Origin of the sequence: Devosia sediminis (genome assembly GCF_016411825.1) — a bacterium.
In the GTDB taxonomy this organism is placed as follows: Bacteria; Pseudomonadota; Alphaproteobacteria; order Rhizobiales; family Devosiaceae; genus Devosia; species Devosia sediminis.
Genome location: NZ_JAEKMH010000001.1, coordinates 276,117 through 296,844, shown reverse-complemented (window position 1 = coordinate 296,844; position 20,728 = coordinate 276,117). Strand labels below are relative to the sequence as shown.

Annotated in this window: 27 protein-coding genes; 13 read left to right on the top strand and 14 right to left on the bottom strand. The window is 63.1% G+C overall.

The features are described from left to right. Positions 1 to 78 precede the first annotated feature (78 nt). From JEQ47_RS01505 to JEQ47_RS01485, 5 genes are read right to left on the bottom strand one after another with little or no spacing between them, the layout of a single operon-like run. Entirely contained in the window at positions 79 to 2,370 is a 2,292-nt protein-coding gene (locus JEQ47_RS01505) for a DDE-type integrase/transposase/recombinase (protein ID WP_198874623.1), read from the bottom strand. Beyond that, positions 2,367 to 2,807: a hypothetical protein gene (locus JEQ47_RS01500; RefSeq protein WP_236020615.1), complete on the bottom strand. Its 441-nt coding sequence runs from the start codon at positions 2,805 to 2,807 to the stop codon at positions 2,367 to 2,369. The genes JEQ47_RS01505 and JEQ47_RS01500 overlap by 4 nt, the downstream gene beginning before the upstream one ends. A 28-nt stretch (positions 2,808 to 2,835) precedes the next feature. After that, complete coding sequence (locus JEQ47_RS01495) at positions 2,836 to 3,717, bottom strand: ParB N-terminal domain-containing protein (RefSeq protein ID WP_198874621.1); 882 nt, start codon at positions 3,715 to 3,717, stop codon at positions 2,836 to 2,838. After that, positions 3,714 to 3,899, bottom strand: coding sequence for a hypothetical protein (locus JEQ47_RS01490; RefSeq protein WP_198874620.1), 186 nt, complete (start codon positions 3,897 to 3,899; stop codon positions 3,714 to 3,716). The genes JEQ47_RS01495 and JEQ47_RS01490 overlap by 4 nt, the downstream gene beginning before the upstream one ends. Then, the gene (locus JEQ47_RS01485; protein WP_198874619.1) at positions 3,899 to 4,210 is read right to left on the bottom strand and encodes a helix-turn-helix domain-containing protein; all 312 of its coding nucleotides are present in this window, start codon (positions 4,208 to 4,210) and stop codon (positions 3,899 to 3,901) included. Before JEQ47_RS01485 ends, JEQ47_RS01490 begins: the two co-directional genes overlap by 1 nt. A gap of 214 nt (positions 4,211 to 4,424) precedes the next feature. Between JEQ47_RS01485 and JEQ47_RS01480 the strand changes: the two genes are divergently transcribed. Together JEQ47_RS01480 and JEQ47_RS01475 are read left to right on the top strand one after the other, a co-directional pair. Further along, positions 4,425 to 5,117, top strand: coding sequence for an XRE family transcriptional regulator (locus JEQ47_RS01480; RefSeq protein WP_198874618.1), 693 nt, complete (start codon positions 4,425 to 4,427; stop codon positions 5,115 to 5,117). Between the two features lie 503 nt (positions 5,118 to 5,620). Continuing rightward, positions 5,621 to 6,100 carry a hypothetical protein gene (locus JEQ47_RS01475; protein WP_198874617.1) on the top strand — a complete coding sequence of 160 codons (480 nt, stop codon included), beginning with the start codon at positions 5,621 to 5,623 and terminating at the stop codon, positions 6,098 to 6,100. A 1-nt stretch (position 6,101) separates the two neighbouring features. Here JEQ47_RS01475 and JEQ47_RS01470 read toward each other — a convergent pair whose 3' ends face one another. After that, complete coding sequence (locus JEQ47_RS01470) at positions 6,102 to 6,938, bottom strand: helix-turn-helix domain-containing protein (protein WP_198874616.1); 837 nt, start codon at positions 6,936 to 6,938, stop codon at positions 6,102 to 6,104. Positions 6,939 to 6,986: 48 nt separating this feature from the next. Here JEQ47_RS01470 and JEQ47_RS01465 point away from each other — a divergent pair, with 48 nt between their 5' ends. Beyond that, a complete protein-coding gene (locus JEQ47_RS01465; RefSeq protein WP_198874615.1) occupies positions 6,987 to 7,805 on the top strand; it encodes a phytanoyl-CoA dioxygenase family protein in 819 nt (272 codons plus the stop codon). A 66-nt stretch (positions 7,806 to 7,871) separates the two neighbouring features. Here JEQ47_RS01465 and ychF read toward each other — a convergent pair whose 3' ends face one another. Continuing rightward, the gene (gene ychF / locus JEQ47_RS01460; RefSeq protein ID WP_198874614.1) at positions 7,872 to 8,969 is read right to left on the bottom strand and encodes a redox-regulated ATPase YchF; all 1,098 of its coding nucleotides are present in this window, start codon (positions 8,967 to 8,969) and stop codon (positions 7,872 to 7,874) included. Between the two features lie 285 nt (positions 8,970 to 9,254). Here ychF and JEQ47_RS01455 point away from each other — a divergent pair, with 285 nt between their 5' ends. From JEQ47_RS01455 to JEQ47_RS01445, 3 genes are read left to right on the top strand one after another with little or no spacing between them, the layout of a single operon-like run. Then, complete coding sequence (locus JEQ47_RS01455) at positions 9,255 to 9,734, top strand: MaoC family dehydratase (RefSeq protein ID WP_198874613.1); 480 nt, start codon at positions 9,255 to 9,257, stop codon at positions 9,732 to 9,734. Further along, on the top strand, positions 9,731 to 10,288 hold the full coding sequence (locus tag JEQ47_RS01450; protein ID WP_198874612.1) for a MaoC family dehydratase: 558 nt from the start codon (positions 9,731 to 9,733) through the stop codon (positions 10,286 to 10,288). The genes JEQ47_RS01455 and JEQ47_RS01450 overlap by 4 nt, the downstream gene beginning before the upstream one ends. A 31-nt stretch (positions 10,289 to 10,319) precedes the next feature. Further along, positions 10,320 to 10,664 (top strand): hypothetical protein, encoded by a 345-nt coding sequence (locus JEQ47_RS01445; protein ID WP_198874611.1) that lies wholly within the window; start codon positions 10,320 to 10,322, stop codon positions 10,662 to 10,664. Here the strand turns inward: JEQ47_RS01445 and JEQ47_RS01440 are convergent. Next, complete coding sequence (locus JEQ47_RS01440; RefSeq protein WP_198874610.1) at positions 10,661 to 11,143, bottom strand: hypothetical protein; 483 nt, start codon at positions 11,141 to 11,143, stop codon at positions 10,661 to 10,663. The genes JEQ47_RS01445 and JEQ47_RS01440 overlap by 4 nt on opposite strands. Positions 11,144 to 11,347: 204 nt before the next feature. Between JEQ47_RS01440 and JEQ47_RS01435 the strand changes: the two genes are divergently transcribed. Both JEQ47_RS01435 and JEQ47_RS01430 read left to right on the top strand, forming a co-directional pair. Next, positions 11,348 to 12,370, top strand: a complete 1,023-nt coding sequence (locus JEQ47_RS01435) for a TerC family protein (RefSeq protein ID WP_198874609.1) — start codon at positions 11,348 to 11,350, stop codon at positions 12,368 to 12,370. Positions 12,371 to 12,714: 344 nt separating this feature from the next. Beyond that, the gene (locus tag JEQ47_RS01430) at positions 12,715 to 12,894 is read left to right on the top strand and encodes a hypothetical protein (RefSeq protein ID WP_198874608.1); all 180 of its coding nucleotides are present in this window, start codon (positions 12,715 to 12,717) and stop codon (positions 12,892 to 12,894) included. Between the two features lie 55 nt (positions 12,895 to 12,949). Here the strand turns inward: JEQ47_RS01430 and JEQ47_RS01425 are convergent, their stop codons facing one another. Continuing rightward, a complete protein-coding gene (locus JEQ47_RS01425) occupies positions 12,950 to 13,540 on the bottom strand; it encodes a TetR/AcrR family transcriptional regulator (protein WP_198874607.1) in 591 nt (196 codons plus the stop codon). A 126-nt stretch (positions 13,541 to 13,666) separates the two neighbouring features. Here JEQ47_RS01425 and JEQ47_RS01420 point away from each other — a divergent pair, with 126 nt between their 5' ends. The 4 genes from JEQ47_RS01420 to JEQ47_RS01405 all read left to right on the top strand — a co-directional run bounded on the left by JEQ47_RS01420 (position 13,667) and on the right by JEQ47_RS01405 (position 16,273). Continuing rightward, positions 13,667 to 14,884 (top strand): MFS transporter, encoded by a 1,218-nt coding sequence (locus JEQ47_RS01420; RefSeq protein WP_198874606.1) that lies wholly within the window; start codon positions 13,667 to 13,669, stop codon positions 14,882 to 14,884. Between the two features lie 99 nt (positions 14,885 to 14,983). Then, complete coding sequence (locus tag JEQ47_RS01415) at positions 14,984 to 15,394, top strand: VOC family protein (protein ID WP_198874605.1); 411 nt, start codon at positions 14,984 to 14,986, stop codon at positions 15,392 to 15,394. Between the two features lie 67 nt (positions 15,395 to 15,461). After that, positions 15,462 to 15,860, top strand: a complete 399-nt coding sequence (locus JEQ47_RS01410; protein WP_198874604.1) for a GFA family protein — start codon at positions 15,462 to 15,464, stop codon at positions 15,858 to 15,860. A gap of 11 nt (positions 15,861 to 15,871) precedes the next feature. Next, entirely contained in the window at positions 15,872 to 16,273 is a 402-nt protein-coding gene (locus JEQ47_RS01405; protein WP_198874603.1) for a GFA family protein, read from the top strand. Between the two features lie 95 nt (positions 16,274 to 16,368). Here the strand turns inward: JEQ47_RS01405 and JEQ47_RS01400 are convergent, their stop codons facing one another. From JEQ47_RS01400 to petA, 5 genes are all read right to left on the bottom strand, one after another. After that, positions 16,369 to 16,902: an adenine phosphoribosyltransferase gene (locus JEQ47_RS01400; RefSeq protein ID WP_198874602.1), complete on the bottom strand. Its 534-nt coding sequence runs from the start codon at positions 16,900 to 16,902 to the stop codon at positions 16,369 to 16,371. Between the two features lie 27 nt (positions 16,903 to 16,929). Further along, a complete protein-coding gene (locus tag JEQ47_RS01395; protein WP_198874601.1) occupies positions 16,930 to 17,124 on the bottom strand; it encodes a hypothetical protein in 195 nt (64 codons plus the stop codon). A 228-nt stretch (positions 17,125 to 17,352) separates the two neighbouring features. After that, on the bottom strand, positions 17,353 to 18,207 hold the full coding sequence (locus tag JEQ47_RS01390; RefSeq protein ID WP_198874600.1) for a cytochrome c1: 855 nt from the start codon (positions 18,205 to 18,207) through the stop codon (positions 17,353 to 17,355). Between the two features lie 14 nt (positions 18,208 to 18,221). Next, positions 18,222 to 19,472 carry a cytochrome b gene (locus JEQ47_RS01385; protein ID WP_198874599.1) on the bottom strand — a complete coding sequence of 417 codons (1,251 nt, stop codon included), beginning with the start codon at positions 19,470 to 19,472 and terminating at the stop codon, positions 18,222 to 18,224. A 14-nt stretch (positions 19,473 to 19,486) separates the two neighbouring features. Next, positions 19,487 to 20,038, bottom strand: a complete 552-nt coding sequence (gene petA, locus JEQ47_RS01380) for a ubiquinol-cytochrome c reductase iron-sulfur subunit (RefSeq protein ID WP_198874598.1) — start codon at positions 20,036 to 20,038, stop codon at positions 19,487 to 19,489. A 203-nt stretch (positions 20,039 to 20,241) separates the two neighbouring features. Between petA and JEQ47_RS01375 the strand changes: the two genes are divergently transcribed. Continuing rightward, on the top strand, positions 20,242 to 20,712 hold the full coding sequence (locus JEQ47_RS01375) for a tRNA (cytidine(34)-2'-O)-methyltransferase (RefSeq protein ID WP_210337928.1): 471 nt from the start codon (positions 20,242 to 20,244) through the stop codon (positions 20,710 to 20,712). Positions 20,713 to 20,728 lie beyond the last annotated feature (16 nt).

The window sequence follows — 20,728 nt, the reverse complement described above, 5'->3', positions numbered from 1 at the left end:
ATATTCTAGCCTCTTGTCAGTGGCCGCTCGCGGCCGGTTAGTCCGAAAGGTCCGGGTTCCAGCCGGGCCTTTCGCTTTTTAGGACAGGTAAATGTCCCCGAAATCGTCATGGACGGCCTTCTGGCCGCGGTATTCGGCAGTGGTCTGGTACTGGCCAAACCACATGGCATCGAAGGGTGAGACGTCCTCGCCAGCATGGATGGCGCGGTCGATCCGGACGGCCCGCAGGTATCGGGACTTCTCTGTCTCGATGGCCTCGACATTCGCGGGCAGAGATGCTGCCAGCTCGGCCGCGCGGTCGGCCTCGAAGGCAGCCTGCTGGGCTTGGACCGCCTCGAATGCTTCCGCCTCTTGCGCCGCCTCCTCGGCCTCGTAGGCGGCGATCAGGCGGCGATGCTCGGCCTGCGTTGCATCATCCAGAGCGATGGTCGGGCGGTTCCCCGAAAGCGTGTCCATGGCCGCGATTGCCGCGTCGATCTGACGGGTGGTCTGCGCCTCGACCGCCTGGGGAAGGGAAACCACATTGGTCTGGTCCTGCTGGGCCGAAATCTGCAGGGCGCGCTCGATGGGGGTCGGCCCCTTGGCCAGCTCGCGCATCATGCGCTTGAGCGGCTTCGCAATCTCGGCAAGGGTTTCGCCCTGGACCGCGCGGACGGCCTTCATAAATGCGGCAGGATTGACCCCAGCCACCTCGGGGCAAGTGCCTTCGCCCAGGTAGCGGCCGCCATCTGGCTCGAAGGCAAAGACATGACCGAGGTCCTCGGGGTCCTGCCGCACCAACACCATTGTACCGGGCAGGATATGCGGTGTTGCATAGTGCCTGTTGCCGACGCGGATGCCGAACTTGGTGGTGGTGCGGATGCCATCGCCGCTGCCGCCGGCGATCGGCATCAACAGGAGGTCCAGGGCGCGCACGTCAACCATGCGCGGCTGGTAGTTTGCGGTGTTCCACTTTTCGACAGGCGACAAGCCCTGAAGACCATAGTGCTCGCGCTGGTCGTACATGGTCGCGACCCACTTGTCGGCGTATCCCTGCACTTGGGCGCCGGAGAACTTCACGTCAAAAGTTTCGGCCTCGGTCTGGCCGAGCCGGGCGGAGAATGACTTGCGGTTCTCGATCGCTTTTCGGTCGGTCACCGAGTGGCCGACGAATCCAGGCAGCAGGGTCGCGAAATCGTGCTGGAAGGTGCGGATAAAACGCTCGATGTGGCCCTTCTGCTGAGGCGAGTAGGCATCGGAGACGTCCTGCTCAATGCCGAGGGACAGCAGCAGGCGCTGCGTATCGCGCGCCACAAAGTCCGAGCCATTGTCGGTCTTGATCGTGACGGGCACACCCCACGCCATGATCGCTTTGCGCAACAGCAGCGCGACAGCGGCAGCTCGCGGGGTTTTCGAGACGAGGACAATGGCGCGGCGGGAAAAGATGTCGATGCAAGCGTAGATCGAGTGCCGGCCATCGGTGCAAAGCGCGTCGATCGGCGAGGCATCGATCTGCCAAAGCTGATTGGGCTGCGAGATATGGCGCAGCGAACCGACGCCTGAGGGCAACATTGTGCTGCGATAGCGGTCCGGATCGGTGAGCTTGGTCAGGACTACCTGGTTGTCGGCCTTGAGGGCTTTGACGAAGTTCTGGATGGTCCGGACCGGTGGCAGCGGAACGCCCTTGGTCATGCCCGGCTGGGCGCCTGTATACGGAACCCAGACCGTGGCGCCGAACATGCTTTCGAGCTGAGTTCGGATATGGCCCGCCGAATAGTGAGCGTTCTGCGCCAAGAGCGCGAGGATGGCGGTGCGGACCTTGCCGTCATTGGCCTGGTCCAGCACACCCGTCCCCTTCCGGGCGAGGGAGCGATCGACGGCCAGGTTGTTGATCGTCCCTTCCTTGACCTCACGGCGCCAACGGTCCAGCGACCGTTTGGAAATGGTTGGGACCAGCTCCAGCACCCAGTTTTCGACGCGCAGGCTGCGCAGATTGTACTTGTCCTGGAAGAGCTGCAGATGAGCCATATGGCGAAGGCGCGGCAGGCCAGATGCGAAGCGCTCAAACTGGTCCACGATGGCCAGCCGCGCGTCGCGCTCCCTGGCGGCGCGGTCGGAAAGGTTGACCGGCGCACCCTCTGGCGCGGCGGGGTCTGTCACAGCCGGCACGCCAACTGTGATTTCACGTTGCAGGAGCGCCATCCGGGCCAGCGTCGGCAGGATACGGACATCGTACTCGAATCCGCCACCGCGACCCTTGCGGGCGCGCGCCAATGCGGGGTTCTGATCCCATCCTTCGGCCTGGGCCTTAACTGCCACACCGCGTTTCGTTGTCGGCATGCCGGGCAGCTTGGCTTCAGCAATCTCGGCGGCCGTCATCCAGGTGCTCATGACCGCCCCTTTAAACGTGATGAAAGGGCTTGCTTGCGCGCGTCGAGGTCGCGCGTCTTTTCTTCGATCAGGTGCATTTCGATGATGTCGGCGTACTTTTCCGGCACGGCCACATAGCCGAGCAAATTGGGGATGAAGCCCAGCAGTTCCTTGGCCTTGAGGACCTTCACCAGGGAGCAAAAAGCATCGAGCGGAATGCGGTGGCCGGTCGCGGCCTCCGAGGTCCACTTGTTGAGCATGTCTTCGGAAACGGGACGCCCCAAGTCGTACGAGAGCATCGCCGCCACGTCTGAGCGGGACACGTCGCACTCGTCGGCTGCGTCCCGCAGGGCTTGGCTGATGAGGCGTGCGATCTGGCTGTCGATCGAGCCCCGGCCCGCGACGGTCGGCGCATAGCCTGCCGCGACCTGGGGTGGTTCCCAAGCAAGCAGGTCCATGGTGCGATCATCCCGGCGGGCCATTTCGTCAGCCCTTCCGACTCGCGACCCATTGCAGGATCGCGTCTTCGTGGAGGGAGAAAAAGTTCGCCTGGTCGGACGCGGGCAGCCGCGAAAATGTCTCGCTGACTTTTTCCCACTTTGCCATGACGGGCATTGGCGGCTTGTCGTCGATAATGGCGATGGCGTCAGCAACGCTCGCGGCGCCGTCCAGCAGCCGATCGATAATCGCCGATTGCCGAGGAGCGGGGTGGCCCTGCAGCGCCAGCAATTCAGACTGGTTGTTGGCAATGGGCAGAAGGCTGATGCGCTGGCGGTTGCCTTCGCCGATGCGGGCAATCTTGAGCAGGCGGAAGACCGCGTCCCGAGAAAGCCCGAGGGCGCGCTGGGCCTCGACCGTAAAGGTGGTTGCGAACTGCTCGCTGACCATACGCAGCGTGTCGTCGTCGATCAAAGTTGCAAGTTGCAACTTTGATTTGCTGCGGCGGTCGCCGCCCCGCTTCACCGCGCCTTGAACGGTCTCGTAAACATCGCGCCAGGCTGCGACATCGAAGGCCCGGTCAAGCACCGACAGTTCGCGGCGCATGAAGTTCTCGGCGATCTCGACGAGCTTGATCTGGGCGTGATGTGCGAAGTCTCGCGCCTGCCAGATGACCGCGCGTATGCTGACATGCTCCGCGAGCACTTTGGCGGCGAAACGATGCCCGCCCGTGACAAGCTGATAGCGCTCTCCGACCTGCAGGAGGTCGATAGCCGTTCGCTGGGGAGCAATCTTGAACTCAGCTGCCAGCGTGGCGACCCAATCGGGGTCAAGTGCGCGCCGGCCCTCGGGCACATCGATTAGGCTGAGAGCGATATCGCGAATGTCTTCGCCCGGCCGCTCTGCGCCAGTGGTCAATTCGATGGTCATGGGGTGCTTACCAGGATGAAGGCGGCGAGGGAGAGGATCAGGGTGGCAGCAAGGATGCCAAAGGCCAGGTTGGCTGCGACGGAATAGCCGCGCACCTCGACAAGCCTGTTGCCGTCACGCTCCAGCCATGTGGGACAGCGGGTGGCTCTGTCAGCGATCGAGGAAACTATGGACCTAACCATCAGCTAGCCCTCTGCGCGCGGTCAGCAGCAGCACGCGCGTTTTGACTCGCGCGACCAGCCTGTTTCTGGATAGGTTGCGCCAGGTCAGCGCCGCCGTTGAGGTAGCTGTCGTGAAAGAGGGTGCGGAAAGGGAGGCCAAGTGCCTTCGCGATCGCTTCTGCCCCAGTGCGGTTATTGCCCCTTAGGCCATGTCGCACTTGCCAGGGTTCTATCCCTGCGCCTTTCGCGATGGCTGCCATAGTCAGCCCGGCAATGCCGATAGCGGCCTTGATGGTGTGCCGGTTCCAACCAACCGGCGGCGTCTTGGTCATTCTCTAACCCCGTATCAGCCGGCCATTTGCAGTGACCGGTTGTTGCGAATGCGAATTACGAACGTGGCCACGAATGTAACCGCTTTTGTGTGGTCATTCAACGCTAAAACGTGGTTCCCAGATACGAAGAAGTCGACAGAAAGCGTGCGTGCCGATTTTAGTTGGCAAAACATAGCTTTAAGTCGGGATTGGCAGGGCTATGGAAAGTGGGAAGTTGGTTCCCAGTACCGAGTTTGGCTGGACGCCGGAATTCGGAGATCGCCTAAAATCGGTTATCGAATCGTACGGCACCTTGCTGCGCGCGGGCGAAGTCGCTGGAGTCTCCGATGAGCAGATGGCGCGGTGGCGTGATGGCAAGGCGCGCCCTTCCTTCTTCGGAATGGCTAGCCTTTGTTCTGGCGCGGGTGTGTCCCTGGACTGGCTCCTCAATGGAACCTCGGATGACGTCCCCCAGATTGGGGACGCGCTGGAAGTCGGCGAGCTGGCTCGTGACTTTACCTTGGTGCCGCGCCTCGGTGTTCAGGCTTCGGCTGGCCACGGCCTCGTAGCGCTGGCGGAGGAGGTCACAGAGCGCCTTGCCTTCAAAACCGAGTGGCTACGCGACATGGGCCTGTCGCCGCAATTTGTGGGGCTTGTGACCTGCCGCGGCGACAGCCAGGACCCGGTCATCAAGGATGGGGCGCTCATGCTCGTCGACATGCGCCCCGACCAGGTCATCCGATCGGGCTGCTTCTACGTCATCGTTCTAGATGGGGACGTCCTGGTGAAGCTCGTCAACCGAAAAACAGACGGCACTATTGAGCTGATCTCGCACAATCCCGCCTATCCCAAGGAGACGATCGACAGCCAGAGGCTCGATAAGCTTACCATTCCTGGCCGGGTTGTGTGGGCCGGCCAGAAGCTCTAGGCGAGCGTTCGGCTGACGAAGGCCCAATGCCATTTGAACTTGCGCGGCGCTCTCGGGCGCCGTGTTCTGTTTCGCGGTTGGCTTTGGCCGCAAAATCCCGGTTTTGGGCCGTTCTGACCGCTTGTGCTCGGCCAATCCCACCTAATCCCACTAAAGCCCGGCGCGTGCCATTTGAAATGACGCATTACAGGAGAGCGCCCTCTCCATCCGATCCTCCCCGCCCGACCCTGCGTCGGGGCCGCGTGTATGACGGGGATGGGCGAAGAATACAGAAGGATTTCGGGGGCGGGGATAAGTAGTGGCGACCGGTGCTTGCACCTGGAGCTTTGGCATGCGGCTGTTGCAGCGTTTCGATGTCTCCCGAGCCTCGCAAACCGCTGGGCAGTGGGCTCACCGATATCAGTGCAGCCGTTACCGGCCGACACGGATCCGCACTTTCCCCCATCCCTGCCCTATCACCCGCTTAACCACGCTGGCGCAGCTTCCCTTGGAGGAGGTGAGCCATGGGCGAGAGGTATTATCGGGTCACGGCGCCGTCCGAAGCGCCGCAAAAGGCGGTGCTCGTGCATGTCTACCGGCGCCTGGGGCAGGTGCTGGCCCGGCTGGACGGCGACGACGAGGAGGACGAGGCGCAACCCGACCTGATCCTCTTCCGCGCCGCGCTGGAACGCTTGCGGCAGAACCTGATCGGTACCTTTGTCATGATCGAGGACCGCGACCTCTGGCAGATCGGGTGGGGCGACCTCGTGGACTACCAAGGCAGCCTGAAATGGCAAAAGCCGGCGCCAAACGATCCGCCCCTACCTAACCCCTCCCTTGAAGAGGAGAATGGACGGGCTGCGTCTCTTGAACCGTTCGTGAACACTGTCTACTCCTCGGCTTTTCTTGGAGGGAGGCCAGATGGAGGTATGGGCAGAACGGAGGACGCCTGGGACTTTACGCTGAACCTCAACAGCATGACGTCTCCTTCGCTGACCACGTAGACTAGCCCCCTTGCCTGAACGCCACCGGGCTCTTGCCGGACCAGCGGGCAAACCGCCGCGAGAAGTAGAACGGGCTTTCAAAGCCGACCTCGGCAGCAACCCGCTTGACCGGAAAACTGGTGCGGCGCAGGAGATCGGCCGCGCGGACCATCCGCCGCTGTTCCACAAAGGCCTGCAGGCTTTGCCCGGTGACGTCGCGGAAGAGATGCGCAAGGCGCGACGGCGAAAGGCCGGCTTCCGCCGCGATCGTGGCGACGCTCAGCGGCTCGGCCAGGTGTGTCTCCACAAACCGCATGGCACGCTCGACGCGCCGGTCGATAGTGTCCGCGACCGATGCCAGATGCTCGTCACAGGCCAGAAACAGCGTCTCCATGGCATTCATCGCCAGGGCCTCGGCCCGTCGCCGTCCGCTGATGAGGTGCTGGTGGACCCGCAAGAACTGGTCGGACAGATCCGCATTGCCCGTCATGCCGCGCAGCGCTCCGCCCAGAATGGGCCAGTCGAGAAGTGCATGCCAATCGGCGCGTGGCTGGAAGTGCGCCCAGAGCAGCTCCCAGCCTGGAGCGCCGTCTGCCACCCGATAATCATGGGCCGTGCCCGGTGGCAACAGCATCCAGACCCCGGCCACAGTCGTCACCTCGCCGCCTTCATGGCCGAAGCGGCCGCCGCCGGACAGCGTCAGAACCAGCAGCCAGTCGTCCACACCGTTCGGACGATAGGCCCGATAGCCCTGGGCCTCGCGGAAGTGTCCGGTGAGCAAGGGCGCCGTGGATGAGTAGGGCGTTTCGACAGGATCGCGCATAGCCGGATAGTACATGCGATTGGCAGGCCAATCCATGGTGCCGGGCCAGCTCCGCCGCTAGCCTCATCGTCCAGGAGGAGCACCATGACCACATTGTCTAATGAGCAGCGGCGCCAATTTGAACGCGATGGCTTCATCGCCATCCGGGGCCTCGTATCGCCCGCTGAAATCGAAACCATTCGCGAGGCCTTCATGGCCGAGGCCAGCAATGGCCCGGTGCCCGGCCTGTCCGACATCCGCAGCGGCAGCCCCACGGGCAATGACCCGCTGGCGCGCTATCCGCGCATGATGCACCCGCACAAGCACGAGGATAAGGCGGTCGGCCGGCTGTCGCGGCAATACATGCTGGACGCGCGGCTCGAACCCGTGCTTGCCGACCTGCTGGGCGAAGAGCCCTATGCCTGCCAGTCCATGTTCTATTTCAAGCCGCCGGGCGCCCGCGGGCAGGACCTGCACCAGGACAATTTCTATCTCCGCGTGAAGCCGGGCACCTGCATGGCCGCCTGGATTGCCGTGGACGATGCCGATGCCGGCAATGGCGGCATGATGTGCGTGCCCCAGACGTCAGGTCTCGACATTGCCTGCCCGGAGCCATCGGACCCGGCGCTGTTCTTCACCAGCGAACATGTCGAACCGCCGCCGGGCCTCGAACCGCAGATGATGGAACTCAAGGCGGGAGACGTCCTGTTCTTCAACGGCAGCGTCATCCACGGCTCGACGCCCAATACCAGCGCCGACCGTTTCCGCCGCTCGCTGATCTTCCACTACGTGCCTGCCAGCACGGTGGAGATGAGCCACTGGTACGAGGCGATCAGTTTCGCCGGCGAGAAGCAGGACATCGCGGTCAACATGGATGGCGGTCCCTGCGGCACGGTCCAGGAGTTGCCGGCCGGGCCGCACTGACCGGGAATGCAAGAGCCGGCGCCCGAGGAGGCACCGGCTCTCTGATATCCTGGCGGAAGCCTGGGACTAAACGTTGAACTTGAACAGCATGACGTCGCCGTCCTTGACGACATAGTCCTTGCCTTCGTCGCGCGCCTTGCCCGCTTCCTTGGCCGCGACTTCGCCACCCAGGGTGACGAAATCGTCGTAGCCGATGGTCTGGGCGCGGATGAAGCCACGCTCGAAATCGGTATGGATGACGCCGGCGGCCTGCGGGGCCCGGTCGCCGCGATGGATGGTCCAGGCGCGGGTTTCCTTGGGACCCACGGTGAAGTAGGTCTGGAGGTGCAGCAGGTCATAGGCGGCGCGGATCAGCCGGTTGAGGCCGGGCTGGTCGAGGCCGAGCGAGCTCAGATACTCGGCCTGCTCCTCGTCCGAGAGCTGTGCCAACTGGCTTTCGATCTCGGCCGAGATGATGACCATGCCGGCATCGTGGGCCTTGGCATAGTCGGCGACCTTGTCCGACAGGGCGTTGCCGGTGGCAGCCGAGCCTTCGTCGACATTGCAGACATACAGCACGGGCTTGCTGGTCAGCAGTTGCAGCTCGTTGAAGGCTTTTTCTTCTTCCGGATCGCGCTTGACGAAGCGGGCGGACTTGCCGTCGCGCAGCAGCACCAGCGCGCGGTCGATCAGCTCGAGCGTGAGCTTGGCGTCCTTGTCATTGCCCTTGGCCTTCTTCTCGACGCCGGCACGGCGCTTTTCGAGGCTTTCGAGGTCGGCCAGCATCAGCTCGGTCTCGACCACTTCGGCATCGGCCAGGGGATCCACGCGGTTGGAGACGTGGATGACGTTGGGATCTTCGAAGCAGCGCAGCACATAGGCGATGGCGTCGGTCTCGCGGATATTGGCGAGGAACTGGTTGCCCAGACCTTCACCCTGCGAGGCGCCCTTCACGAGGCCCGCAATATCCACGAAGCTCATGCGCGCCGGCAGGATCTGGGCGGACTTGCCGATCGCGGCCAGCTTTTCCAGCCGCGCATCGGGCACCGACACCTCGCCCACATTGGGCTCGATGGTGCAGAAGGGAAAGTTCGCCGCCTGCGCGGCGGCGGTGCGGGTCAGCGCATTGAAAAGCGTCGACTTGCCGACATTCGGCAGGCCGACAATGCCCATCTTGAAGCCCATGGGTATCTCCGGGAAACTGTTGGGCTCCAATTGGGTCGGATTGGGGGAGATGTCAATCTCCGAGCCGTCCCGAAGGGTCAATCGCGCCGGTGGCGCGATTGAAGGGAAGGAGGCCACGAAAGCTACGCTTGAGTGGCGGCTGGCCCCCCACCCTTTTATCCCTCCCCGCCCACGTCCCCTCCCTTTGATGGGGCGGGAATGAGGGTGGGGTGAAGCGACTTGCCCCCGTGCTTGCTCCAGAAGCAATATCGTGGCAAAACACCGGTTGACGTATAGGGCAAGTAAATGACCAATCCTGTCACTCAAGATCGGCGTCATTTCGAGGATCTCGCCATCGGCGAAGTCATCCACCTGGGTCGGACCACGGTATCGAAGGAGATGATCATCACCTTTGCCCGTGAGTTCGACCCCTTTCCGTTTCACCTCGACGAGGCTGCCGCCAAGGCGAGCCTGCTGGGCGGCCTTGCCTCCAGCGGCTGGCAGACGGGCGGGTTGAGCCTGAAGATGCTGGTGGACAGCTTCCTTTCCAGGGTGGCCTCGGCGGGCGGGCTCGGCTTCAGGGACCTCAAGTGGAAAGCGCCGGTCATGGTCGGCGACACGATCGGCGGCACCGTCACCATTGCCGACCTCCGCCGCTCCGGCAGCCATCCGCAATGGGGCATCGTCACGCTCGATTTCGACATCCGCAACCAGAAGCAGAAGCCGGTGATGACCATGCGGCTAGCAAACCTGGTGGAATGCCGTCATCCGGAGGCCTCCGCATGACCCGCTGGTTCGAGGACATCACCCTGGACGAAGCCTTTCCGCTCGGCTCGCACACCTTCGAGGCCGAGGAGATCATCCGCTTCGCCAGCCTCTACGATCCGCAATATTTTCACACCGATCCCGAACTGGCCAAACAGAGCCATTTCGGCGGGCTCATCGCCTCGGGTTGGCACACGGTCAGCATCGGCCATCGCAAGATGGTGGACACGCTCTTTGCCGAGGAGGAGCGCCTGCGCGGCGAAGGCAAGGAGCCCGGCGTTTCGGGCCCCTCCCCCGGCGTCAATTCCATGGATTTCAAGGCGCCGGTGCGCCCCGGCGACACGGTCTCCTACACGCTCGTCGTCACCGGCAAGCGTGTATCCAATTCCATTCCCGGCTGGGGTCTGCTGTTCAACCACCTCGAGGCGGTCAACCAGCACGGTGAACTGGTCTACCGCGCCGAGCTGGTGGGCTTTTCCAAGCTGCGCGACTATCGGATGCCGCTGAAGCTCAAAGTGTTGCTCGCACTCACCAGAGTGCCTGTTCTCGGAAAGCTGATCCGCCGCGGCTCTTGAAACGGCCCCGGCGCGTCGGCACTCTCTTGCCATGCGCCGATTCGCCCTTTGCCTCGCCCTCACCGCCCTGTCCGCCACGCCGGCTTTCGCCCAGGCCTATCAGGGCAACTGGAGCTGCCGCGACGCCAGCACCAACCGGGTCGGCATTCTGACCCTTTATGGCAATGTCTATGGCTGGGCCTCACGCACCATGGGCGACACGGCCTCCGGCACCGGCACGGTGACCCCGTACCAGGATGGCGTCGGCTTCAATGACGGCAACCTGCGCGCCAATCTTTCGATCCAGGCTGCCCGCCTCATCGACGATGTCAATTATGGCACCGCCCTGCAGCTCGAGACCGCTGACGCCATCGTCATGCTCTGCAATCCGCGCTAAAGGCCGGGCGGCAGATAGGCTGCGATTTCCGCCGCATCGAAGGCAGCAACCGCCGACTTCGCCGCCGCCGCATAGTCCTCGTTGAGGCCAAAATCCTCGGGCGGCAGCTCAAGCGCCGCGTCGCAGAAAACGTAGATATCGGTTTCGATCCGCACGGTCGCGGCGCCTTCGGCATAGATGGGCGCGGCGTAGTGATACCGCGTCTGCGTCACCCCATAGGCGGCCGCTCCGTCGAGCACCATGCGCGTCTCGAGCCGCCCCATCTCGCCATAGTCGATGCGGACGATCTCTTCGGCCGTCCCGTCGTCGCCCATCCAGACCTTCCATTCGCCGCCTTCGACCGACTGAATTTCGGCAACATCGAGCACCGTGTCGGCATCGTCCCGCACCGGGGCGTCCAGTCGTTCAACCAGAGCGGGGTTGCAGGCGAGGACTGGGGAGGTGGCGCCAAGCATCAGTAGAATGAACAGGTTTCGCATTATGCCCGATGCTACCCGCAAATTCCGATGTCCGGCAACGGCTTGCTGCCAGGCCGGGTGAGGCGAACGGAAGGGTACGCTGCCGGGCTTGAACTTTTTCCCGATTTCGCGCATTTAAGGCGGGTAACGCCGGGCCCCTCTGGTCATGGACTCTCCATGGCGATGTCGGAGTTACTCCACCTATCACATGGAGAAGGTCCGGCGATGGAATCGCTTTTTGCCGCCCTTTCGGGCGATTTTCTCGGTACTCCCGTCTATTTCTGGGTCGCGTTCATTACGATCGTGATCGCTTTGCTTGTTTTCGACCTCGGCATCCTCCACCGGGATGAGCACGAGATCGAAGCCAAGGAAAGCCTGCTGCTCTACGGCTTCTATGTCTGTATTGCGATGGCCTTCGGCGCCTGGGTCTGGTTCAGCCGCGGCGCCCAGTCAGGCCTCGAATTCTTCACCGGCTACCTGATCGAACAGTCCCTCGCCATGGACAACATGTTCGTCATAGCCACCATATTCGGCTTCCTGGGCATTCCCCGCCTTTACCAGCACCGCGTGCTGTTCTGGGGCATTCTGGGTGTCATCGCCTTCCGCGCGATCCTGATCGGCGTCGGCGCGGCGCTGGTCTACCAGTTCAACTGGATCCTCGTCTTCTTCGGCGCCTTCCTGATCTTCACCGGCATCCGCATGTTCCGCCATACGGATGACGAGGAGCCCAGCCTCGAAGACAACAAGATCTTCCAGTTCCTCAACAAGCGCTTCCGCATCACCAAGGAGCTGCATGGCCGCCGCTTCACGGTGCGCCAGCCGCATCCGACCACCGGCCAGATGGTCGTGTGGCTGACGCCGCTCGCCGTGGCCCTGATCATGGTCGAAATCGTCGACCTGATCTTTGCCGTCGACTCGGTTCCGGCCGTCTTCGCGGTCACCCAGGACACGTTCATCGTCTACACGTCGAACATCTTCGCCATCCTGGGCCTGCGTGCGCTCTACTTCGCTCTGGCGGCGGCAATGAACCGTTTCCGCTACCTGCAGGTGTCGCTGGCGATCATCCTGGTGCTGATCGGTATCAAGATCTGTCTGGTGCCCTTCGGCTATCACGTCCCCACCGCCATCTCGCTGGGCTTGACCATCGGCATCCTGGCTGCGGGCGTCGGCTACTCGCTGTGGAAGACCCGCAACGAGCCCAATATCAGCGCCGAAGACCATCCCGAGACCGGCAAGCTCGAGCCGTAAATCCGGCGCAACAAACGAAATGGAAAGGCCGGCGGTTGACGCCGGCCTTTTTCATTGCCTATGATCCGCGCATTGTTTCGGAGGTCTCGCACCCAAATGATCTGAAAACTCGCACCGGACGCTCGCCCCACACTTGTTCCACGCCACGCGTGTGACCGGGTTGTGCTGGCTGCAGGGTTCGACGAGTTTGGCAGACAGGTGCACTGAACGGCCCCATCGGCCTCTCCGGCTTTCCCCCCAGCCCCGGCGTCCAATCCAAAACCGCATCATCGCGCGGCTACTGTCGCGCACCGTTTTGCATTCGCCAGCCCGCGCAACAGCATGCCGGGCGGGAAAGGACAATCATGCCCAAAAATCAATTCCAGCGTCCGGCACCGGTCAAGCACACCAACCAGGTCCCACGCCACGGCAAGCCCCTGCCGCAGCGCAAGGTGGAAGCCAGAAGCAAAGTGGCGACCGAACGGGATGGCGCCCCACTGCCGTCGCTGCACGCGCTCCTGGGACGCACCACCAGCAGCCCATGACCGGCATGGCCCCGGCTTCGGCCGGGGCCCTCGCCCCGCCGTCAACAGATGGAGTTCAATCCTTGCAAAGAAGACCTTCGACCAACCGGCGATAGCCGGCAGTGGCGCGTTTCGCGGTTTCCGCCGGTTCGTCGGCATTGGCGATCCAGGTTGCGGCATAGCAGGACGCGCCGACGATCATCCGCGCCGTCGCCTCGATATCGATATCGTCAACCACGCCCAGGGACTTGAGGCGTTCCAGGGACTCTTTCATCGCCGTCACGCAGCCATTGGCGGTCGGCCAGCTCGCCGGATCGCCAAGTACGGCCGGCCCGTCACGTAGAATCACCCGCCGGATTTCCGGCTCCAGCGCCATTTCGATGTAGCCGATACCCTCCTCGACAAAGCCTTCCCAAGGCGTCGGAACCTTGGCTGCGCGTTGCTTCAGCCGGGCGGTCATCTCGCTGTCGATCTGGGCCACCACGGCTTCGAACAAGCCCTTCTTGTCACCGAAGTGGTGATAAAGGGCGCCGCGCGTCAGGCCCGCCTTGGCGGTAAAGTCGTCCATCGACGCCTCTGCATAGCCGATTTCGGCGAAGGCTTTTCGGCCTGCAGCCAGCAACTTGCCCCGGGTTTCGGCGATCATCTCGCCACGCGTTCTCGACACCATCGCATTTCCATTCACATACGTCACGTATGCTAATTGACATACGCACCGTATGTGATTACCTCTTTCACATACGCCACGTATGCAAATGTAGGTGGCGCATCATCAGATGTCGAGGACATTGACATGACCAACCCCTATGCAAGAATTTTTGCGGAGCGAGGCGCCAAGGGCTTTGCCGCCGCCGGCTTTCTGGCTCGCATGCCCATGGCAATGGCGCCCATCGGCATTGTCGCCATGCTGTCCCAGTCCCATGGCGAATACTGGCTCGCTGGCGCCGTGTCGGCGACCTACGCCCTGACCAACGCGCTATTGGCGCCGCAGATTTCCCGCCTCGTCGATCGCGTCGGCCAGACGCCAGTGCTGCTGCCGGCGACGCTGATTGCCGCTGCTGCCTTCGGCCTTCTGATGCTGGCGGCCAACCAGGACTGGCCGATCTGGACCCTCTATGCCAGCGCCTTGGCCGCGGCTGTGCTGCCCAGCTACCCGGCCATGATCCGGGCCCGGTGGAGCGCCCTGTTCCGCGATCGGCCCGAACTCAACACCGCCTTCGCCTTTGAATCGGCTGCCGATGAACTCGTCTATATCACTGGCGCCTCCCTTTCGGTCGGCCTCAGCATTGCCGTCTTTCCCGAAGCCGGCATGCTGGCAAGTACGCTTGCGCTGCTGATCGGCGGCCTCGCCTTCATCGCCCAGCGGCAAACTGAACCGGTGCCGAAAGCCACTGCCAGGACCAGCGCCGGCTCTGCCATCCGCCAGCGTCCGGTGCAGATCGTTGCTCTGGCACTGATCTTTGTCGGCGCAATTTTCGCCACCGCCGAGGTCGGCGCCGTCGCCATCACGGAAGCGCTGGGTGAACCGGGCGCTGCCAGTCTCGTCATCGGCGTTTATGCGGTCGGCTCCTTTGTCGTCGGGTTGGTGGTCGGTGCGCTCAATATCCGCCTGCCCCTGCAGCGGCAGCTTGCCATTGCCGTCGCTATTCTCGCCGTGACGGCCCTGCCCCTGCCCTTCGTATCCACTGTACCGGCGCTCGCCCTTGCGGTTTTTGCCAGCGGCGTCGCCATCTCCCCGACCTTCATCACGGCTTTCGGCCTCATCGAGCGGCGTGTGCCGGAAGCCATGCTGACCGAGGGGGTCACCTGGGTGATGACGGGCATGGGCATCGGCATGGCGCTGGGCGCCTTCGTCGCCGGCTGGGTCGTGGACAGCTTTGGCCCCTTCAACAGCTTCTGGGTCTCCGTGGCGGCCGCCTTCCTGGCCCTGCTGACCGTGCTTCTGGGCCAGCGCACCCTGGCAGGCGACGCGCGTCGACCGGTTGGATTGCAGCCCCAGCCTGCCGAGTGAAGCGCTTGTTCCAGCGGGTCCGGCCATGGTGCCGGGCCCGCACCTTTCTTGCCGCAATTGCCAGTTAACGAATTGGCAAACGACAAGGAGACAGGCCAAATGGGAGCCATCCACGAAATCGTCTTTGACTGTGCCGAGCCGGCTGTCCTCGCCCCCTTCTGGGCGGAACTGCTCGAGGGCTATGCAGTGCGCGAAACCGGCGTCACCGACGCCATCAGCGCGGCATTGGGGCTGGAGCCCGAAGGGCCGACCACGGTCATGATCGATGGCCCCGGCCCTTCCATCTGCTTCCAGAATGTCGATGGCCAGCGGCCCGACAACAACCGTGTGCATTTCGACGTCGAAGTGGCCGACCGTGCCAGCGAAGTCTCCCGTCTCAAGGATGCCGGCGCCAGCGTCGATCGGGTCCTGCCCACCTATACGCTGATGCGCGACCCCGAGGGCAACCAGTTCTGCCTGGTCGACAAGAGCCAGGACACGCTCGCGCAAAACGTCGTACAGGCCGCCTGAATGGTGCTGACATAGGCTGTCAGCTCACCGGCTCATTCTGAGTTCAATCGCCAGAAGGAGTTCCGACATGACCGTCACCCTGTCCTGCCATTGTGGGGCGACCAAGATCGCCCTGCCCGCGCAGCCGACGCATGCCAAGAGCTGCAATTGCAGTTTCTGCCAGCGCACCGGCGCCGTCTGGGCCTATTATAAGCCCGATGAACTGACGTTCCTGTCCAAGGAGCGTGACGTGACCTATTCGCAAAGCGGGCTCAACATCCACCACTTCTGCGGCACCTGCGGCATGCACACCTGGGGCGACAGTCCTGACTGGGCATCGATGTACAATGCCGATGGCACGCCGAAGAATGGCGACGCCAATGCCATGCCGACCGCGCGTATCTATGGCGTCAATCTCAACCTCGTGGACGATCTCGACTGGAGCGCCGTGACCGTCGAGAAGATGGACGGCCGCAGCAACTGGTAGGGAGCGGGAAGATGACCGTCATAGCCTCCTGCCATTGTGGCAATACCCGCATCGCCTTGCCCGAGCACCCGCGCAAGGCCACGCGCTGCAACTGCACTTTCTGCCAGCGCACTGGCGCCGTCTGGGCCTATTACGCCATCCGCGATATCAAGGTGTTGCAGGCGGCCGATCAGCGCAACTATTCCACCGACCCGAAGGTCGGCTCGCACCACTTCTGCGGCACCTGCGGCATGCATACCTGGGGCGAGAGCATCGACTGGTCGGCCATTTACAATGACGACGGCACGCCCAGGGGCGGTGAGGATGCGCCGATCCCGGAGATGACCTCCTGCCAGGTCAACCTCAACCTGGTGGACGACCTGGACTGGTCATTGATCGAGATCGAGCCGCTCGACGGCCGGAATGGATGGTAGGCAATTCGAGAACAGGGGTTCCCGCTTGCGTGGGAATGACGCTCAGTTGAATTGGGCGAATGCTGCCACCCCGCCGCTCCGGTGGGTTTGGACCCTCAGTGACCCTCGAAAGCCATCAGCGAGGTGACTTTCACGCCCTCGGCCTTGAGCTTGGCGGCGCCGCCGATGTCGGGCAGGTCGATGACGAAGGCAGCGTCATCGCAGACGGCGCCCGTGCGGCGCAGCAGGCCGGCGGCGGCGATGGCGGTGCCACCGGTGGCGATCAGGTCATCGACCAGCAGCACACGGTCTCCGGCGCCCACCACATCGGCATGGATCTCGATCGTATCGACGCCATATTCGAGGGCATAATTCTGCCCGATGGTTTCGCCCGGCAGCTTGCCCTTCTTGCGAACCGGCACGAAGCCCGCGCCCAGCGCAATGGCGACACCGGCTCCGAAGATGAAACCGCGCGCCTCGATGCCCGCCACATGGGTCACACCCTGCCCCCGATAGGCAGCCGCAATGCGCTCGACGCTCTCGCGAAAGCCCTCGGGATGCTCGATCAGCGTGGTGATGTCCCGGAACAGGATGCCCTTCTTGGGATAATCCGGGATCGTACGGACGAGCGACTTCAGGTCGAGCGACATCGATGGCCTTGTCAGTTCAGGAAGAGATCAGGGCTTGTTCCGGCCCAGCACATGCCGGGCGATGACGCCGGCATTATAGGCGACGTTGCGCGTCGTGATGATCGCCGTCTCGCGCGCCTTGGGATTGTTGACGACGGCCTGCACGCCGGCGCGCACCACCGGATGGCGGCTCACGGCGATGGCGGTGCTGACCATGGTAACGGCAAGGCGAACGGCGGACATCGCGGTTTCTTTCAACGATCCGGACTGTGCGCAATATCGCGATTGGTCCGGGCAAAGGCAAGAGGGCGGAGCGTCGCGGCGGCGCAATTGATTGCGATAGCGACAAGGTAAAGGGGCCCGATTGGGCCCCTTCAAAGTCTTGGTCGGTGCATGCCCTGCGAGCGTAGCTCTCCGGGCCTGACTTCATCAAATCTCTCCACCGGAGAGATTTGCCCTTCGGGACTGAAGTCAGTGCTCGATGCCAGCCCAAAGCTTGCGCTTGGTGGCGTACATCAGGCCGGCGAACAGCACGAGGAACAAGAGGACGACGAAGCCGGTCTGCTTGCGCGCCACCAGATGCGGCTCGGCCATCCACATCATGAAAGCCGCGACGTCAGTCGAATACTGTTCCAGCGTTTCCGGAACGGTGACGCCGTCTTCGCCCGGCGTATAGGTCACGGAACCATCAGCCAGCGGCGGAGCCATGCCGATGGCGTGACCGGGGAAGTAGTCGTTGTAATATTTGCCTTCGGCCAGCTCGAAGCCTTCCGGAGCGGTCTCCGGCACTTCCTCGTGGTAGCCGTTGAGCAGGGCGTGGATATAGTCCGCGCCGCCTTCCTGGTAGCCGGTGAAGTAGTTGAACACCCAGGTCGGGAACGGATCAGTCACACCGCGGGCCTTGGCCAGCACCGAAAAGTCCGGCGGCAGCGAACCGCCATTGGCGTCGCGGGCTTCCTGGTCATTGGCGAAGGGCGACGGCCAGCGGTCGGCAGCCACACCGGCACGCACCCCGCCTTCGGCGGTCGCGTCGGCGATTTCGAACTCGGCGGCCAGCGCCTTGACCTGCTCTTCCGAGAAGCTCGGGCCACCCGGCTCGCTGAGATTGCGGAACGCCATCAGGTTGGCGCCATGGCAACTGGCGCAGACCTCACGGAAAACCTGGAAGCCGCGCTGCAGCTGGTTCTGGTCGTAGGTTCCGAAGATACCCGCGAAGCTCCAGTTCTGCCGTTCGACATGGGCGCCGCCTTCGGCGCCCTGTGCGGGGAGGCTGGCAAGGCCAACCATGGCAGCGACGGCGGCGATGATGATCTTGGTCTTGAACATGGTTTTCGCCCCGGTCACGCGTGTGCCTTGCCGAGAACGCTCTCGGAAATGCTGGTCGGCAGCGGCTTGGGCGTTTCGATACGCGACAGGACCGGCAGGATGACCAGGAAGTAGAGGAAGTAGTAGGCGGTGCAGACCTTGGCGAGCACGGTGTAGATGCCCTCGGCCGGCTGCGCACCCAGATAGGTCAGGGCCACGAAGTTGATCGCGAACAGCGCGAAGAACCACTTGAACAGCGGGCGGAACGTGCCCGAGCGGACCTTGGACGTATCGAGCCACGGCACGATCAGCAGCATGACCAGCGCGCCGCCCATGGCGATGACGCCGCCGAGCTTGGAGTCGATGAACAGCACGTTGAAGTCGATGGCGCGCAGGATCGTGTAGAACGGCAAGAGGTACCATTCCGGCACGATGTGGGCCGGCGTCACCTGGCTGTTGGCCATGATGTAGTTGTCGGGGTGGCCCAGGATGTCGGGGGCGAAGAACACGAACCACGCGAACGGGATCATGAACAGCACCATCGCGAACAGGTCCTTCATCGTATAGTACGGATGGAAGGGAACGGTGTCGCGGCTTTCCTTCACTTCGACGCCGATCGGGTTGTTGTTGCCCGGGACGTGCAGGGCCCAGATGTGGAGGCCGACAATGGCGGCGATCACGAAGGGCAGCAGGTAGTGCAGCGAGAAGAAGCGGTTGAGCGTCGGGTTGCCGACGGCAAAGCCGCCGAGCACGAGCTGCTTGATGTTCTCGCCTACCACCGGAATGGCCGAGAAGATGTTCGAGATAACCGTGGCACCCCAGAAGGACATCTGGCCCCAGGGCAGGATGTAGCCCATGAAAGCGGTGGCGACGGTCAGGATGAAGATCAGGACGCCCAGGATCCAGATGATCTCGCGCGGCGCCTTGTAAGAGCCGTAGAAGAGGCCACGGAACATGTGGATGTAGAGAGCCACGAAGAACATCGAGGCGCCCACGGCGTGGGTGGCCTGGATGATGCGGCCGCCGTTCACGTCGCGGCGGATGTGCTCCACTGCGTTGAAGGCCAGGTCGACATGCGGGGTGTAGTGCATGGCGAGGATGACGCCGGTGACGATCTGCACGCCGAGGCACATCACGAGGATGGCGCCGAAGGTCCACCAGTAGTTGAGGTTCTTCGGCGTGGGGAAGTCCATCAAGTGTTCTTTGGCGAAACGGATGACCGGCAGGCGGTCATCGAGCCACTTCTCGACGGCAGTTCCGGGAGTGTAGGTAGAATGTTCGGACATCGGAAAAGCCCCCACTAACCGATCTGGATCAGCGTATCGCTGACGAATTCATAAGGCGGCACGACCAGGTTCTTGGGCGCGGGACCGCGACGGATACGGCCGGCAGAGTCGTAGTGCGAGCCGTGGCAGGGGCAGAACCAGCCATCGAAATCGCCCGCCTCGCCGACAGGGATGCAGCCCAGATGGGTGCAGTTGGCGATCATCACCAGCCACTGGTCGTGGCCTTCCTTGATACGCTGCGCATCGGTCTCGGGATCCTTGAGGTCGCTGAGCGGAACCGCTCTTGCTTCCTCAATTTCCGCGGTCGTGCGGTGGCGCACGAAGACCGGCAGGCCGCGCCACATGATGGTGACCGACTGCCCTTCCGGGATCGCACTGACGTCGAATTCGATGCTGGCCAGCGCCAGGGTCGAAGCGTCGGGGTTGAGCTGATTGATCAGCGGCCAGACCACGGCGGCAGCGCCGACCGCGCCGACGGCGCCGGTAGCGACATAAAGAAAGTCGCGCCGGTTGGTGGATGAATGTTCTGCTTGCGTGGCCAAGGTCCGTATCCCCGTAACATGCATATTTGACGGAACCGGCACCGGCCCGGTCGTCCACATAAGCAGAATCGACCGCCGTGCGCCCTCAAGCGGCCCGTCAGGTAAGGTCCTTTTTGCACTGTCACAGGAACTTGTCCAGTGCGCGAACCGTGACAGCGCCAAACTGCGACACTATACCCGCTCAATCCCCGATTTCCGGGATTTTATGTGTGCTGGAGCAAACAGCCTTGACCATCGCCCTCGCGCTCTACCAGCCCGATATCGCGGCCAATACCGGCACCCTGTTGCGGCTCGGCGCCTGCCTCGGAGTCGCCGTCCACGTGATCCATCCGGCCGGCTTTGCCCTCACCGACCGCAACCTGGCTCGATCAGGCATGGACTATATCGACAAGGCGGCGCTGGTCGAACATGCGAGCTTTGCCGCCTTCGACGCCTGGCGCCGCGCGGAAGGACGGCGTCTCGCCCTCCTCACCACCAAGGCCAGCGAGTCGGCTTACGGCGCGGCCTTTGGCGCGAACGACATCCTGCTTCTGGGTCGCGAAAGCGCCGGCGTGCCGGATACTGTGGCGGACATCTGCGACCTCCGGCTGCGCATCCCCATGCGCGAAGGCTTGCGCTCGATCAATGTGGCCCTCGCTGCCGGCATGGTATTGGGAGAGGCCTTGCGACAGACGCACCACTTTACAGATCTGACCTGAAGGTCCATTTCCCCCA

What these genes read in the sequence shown, in the direction of transcription:
- JEQ47_RS01505 (WP_198874623.1), bottom strand. Translation starts at nt 2,370, where the DNA reads ATGAGCACCTGGATGACGGCCGCCGAGATTGCTGAAGCCAAGCTGCCC.
- JEQ47_RS01500 (WP_236020615.1), bottom strand. Translation starts at nt 2,807, where the DNA reads ATGGACCTGCTTGCTTGGGAACCACCCCAGGTCGCGGCAGGCTATGCG.
- JEQ47_RS01495 (WP_198874621.1), bottom strand. Translation starts at nt 3,717, where the DNA reads ATGACCATCGAATTGACCACTGGCGCAGAGCGGCCGGGCGAAGACATT.
- JEQ47_RS01490 (WP_198874620.1), bottom strand. Translation starts at nt 3,899, where the DNA reads ATGGTTAGGTCCATAGTTTCCTCGATCGCTGACAGAGCCACCCGCTGT.
- JEQ47_RS01485 (WP_198874619.1), bottom strand. Translation starts at nt 4,210, where the DNA reads ATGACCAAGACGCCGCCGGTTGGTTGGAACCGGCACACCATCAAGGCC.
- JEQ47_RS01475 (WP_198874617.1), top strand. Translation starts at nt 5,621, where the DNA reads ATGGGCGAGAGGTATTATCGGGTCACGGCGCCGTCCGAAGCGCCGCAA.
- JEQ47_RS01470 (WP_198874616.1), bottom strand. Translation starts at nt 6,938, where the DNA reads ATGGATTGGCCTGCCAATCGCATGTACTATCCGGCTATGCGCGATCCT.
- JEQ47_RS01465 (WP_198874615.1), top strand. Translation starts at nt 6,987, where the DNA reads ATGACCACATTGTCTAATGAGCAGCGGCGCCAATTTGAACGCGATGGC.
- ychF (WP_198874614.1), bottom strand. Translation starts at nt 8,969, where the DNA reads ATGGGCTTCAAGATGGGCATTGTCGGCCTGCCGAATGTCGGCAAGTCG.
- JEQ47_RS01455 (WP_198874613.1), top strand. Translation starts at nt 9,255, where the DNA reads ATGACCAATCCTGTCACTCAAGATCGGCGTCATTTCGAGGATCTCGCC.
- JEQ47_RS01450 (WP_198874612.1), top strand. Translation starts at nt 9,731, where the DNA reads ATGACCCGCTGGTTCGAGGACATCACCCTGGACGAAGCCTTTCCGCTC.
- JEQ47_RS01445 (WP_198874611.1), top strand. Translation starts at nt 10,320, where the DNA reads ATGCGCCGATTCGCCCTTTGCCTCGCCCTCACCGCCCTGTCCGCCACG.
- JEQ47_RS01440 (WP_198874610.1), bottom strand. Translation starts at nt 11,143, where the DNA reads ATGCGAAACCTGTTCATTCTACTGATGCTTGGCGCCACCTCCCCAGTC.
- JEQ47_RS01435 (WP_198874609.1), top strand. Translation starts at nt 11,348, where the DNA reads ATGGAATCGCTTTTTGCCGCCCTTTCGGGCGATTTTCTCGGTACTCCC.
- JEQ47_RS01430 (WP_198874608.1), top strand. Translation starts at nt 12,715, where the DNA reads ATGCCCAAAAATCAATTCCAGCGTCCGGCACCGGTCAAGCACACCAAC.
- JEQ47_RS01420 (WP_198874606.1), top strand. Translation starts at nt 13,667, where the DNA reads ATGACCAACCCCTATGCAAGAATTTTTGCGGAGCGAGGCGCCAAGGGC.
- JEQ47_RS01415 (WP_198874605.1), top strand. Translation starts at nt 14,984, where the DNA reads ATGGGAGCCATCCACGAAATCGTCTTTGACTGTGCCGAGCCGGCTGTC.
- JEQ47_RS01410 (WP_198874604.1), top strand. Translation starts at nt 15,462, where the DNA reads ATGACCGTCACCCTGTCCTGCCATTGTGGGGCGACCAAGATCGCCCTG.
- JEQ47_RS01405 (WP_198874603.1), top strand. Translation starts at nt 15,872, where the DNA reads ATGACCGTCATAGCCTCCTGCCATTGTGGCAATACCCGCATCGCCTTG.
- JEQ47_RS01400 (WP_198874602.1), bottom strand. Translation starts at nt 16,902, where the DNA reads ATGTCGCTCGACCTGAAGTCGCTCGTCCGTACGATCCCGGATTATCCC.
- JEQ47_RS01395 (WP_198874601.1), bottom strand. Translation starts at nt 17,124, where the DNA reads ATGTCCGCCGTTCGCCTTGCCGTTACCATGGTCAGCACCGCCATCGCC.
- JEQ47_RS01390 (WP_198874600.1), bottom strand. Translation starts at nt 18,207, where the DNA reads ATGTTCAAGACCAAGATCATCATCGCCGCCGTCGCTGCCATGGTTGGC.
- JEQ47_RS01385 (WP_198874599.1), bottom strand. Translation starts at nt 19,472, where the DNA reads ATGTCCGAACATTCTACCTACACTCCCGGAACTGCCGTCGAGAAGTGG.
- petA (WP_198874598.1), bottom strand. Translation starts at nt 20,038, where the DNA reads ATGCATGTTACGGGGATACGGACCTTGGCCACGCAAGCAGAACATTCA.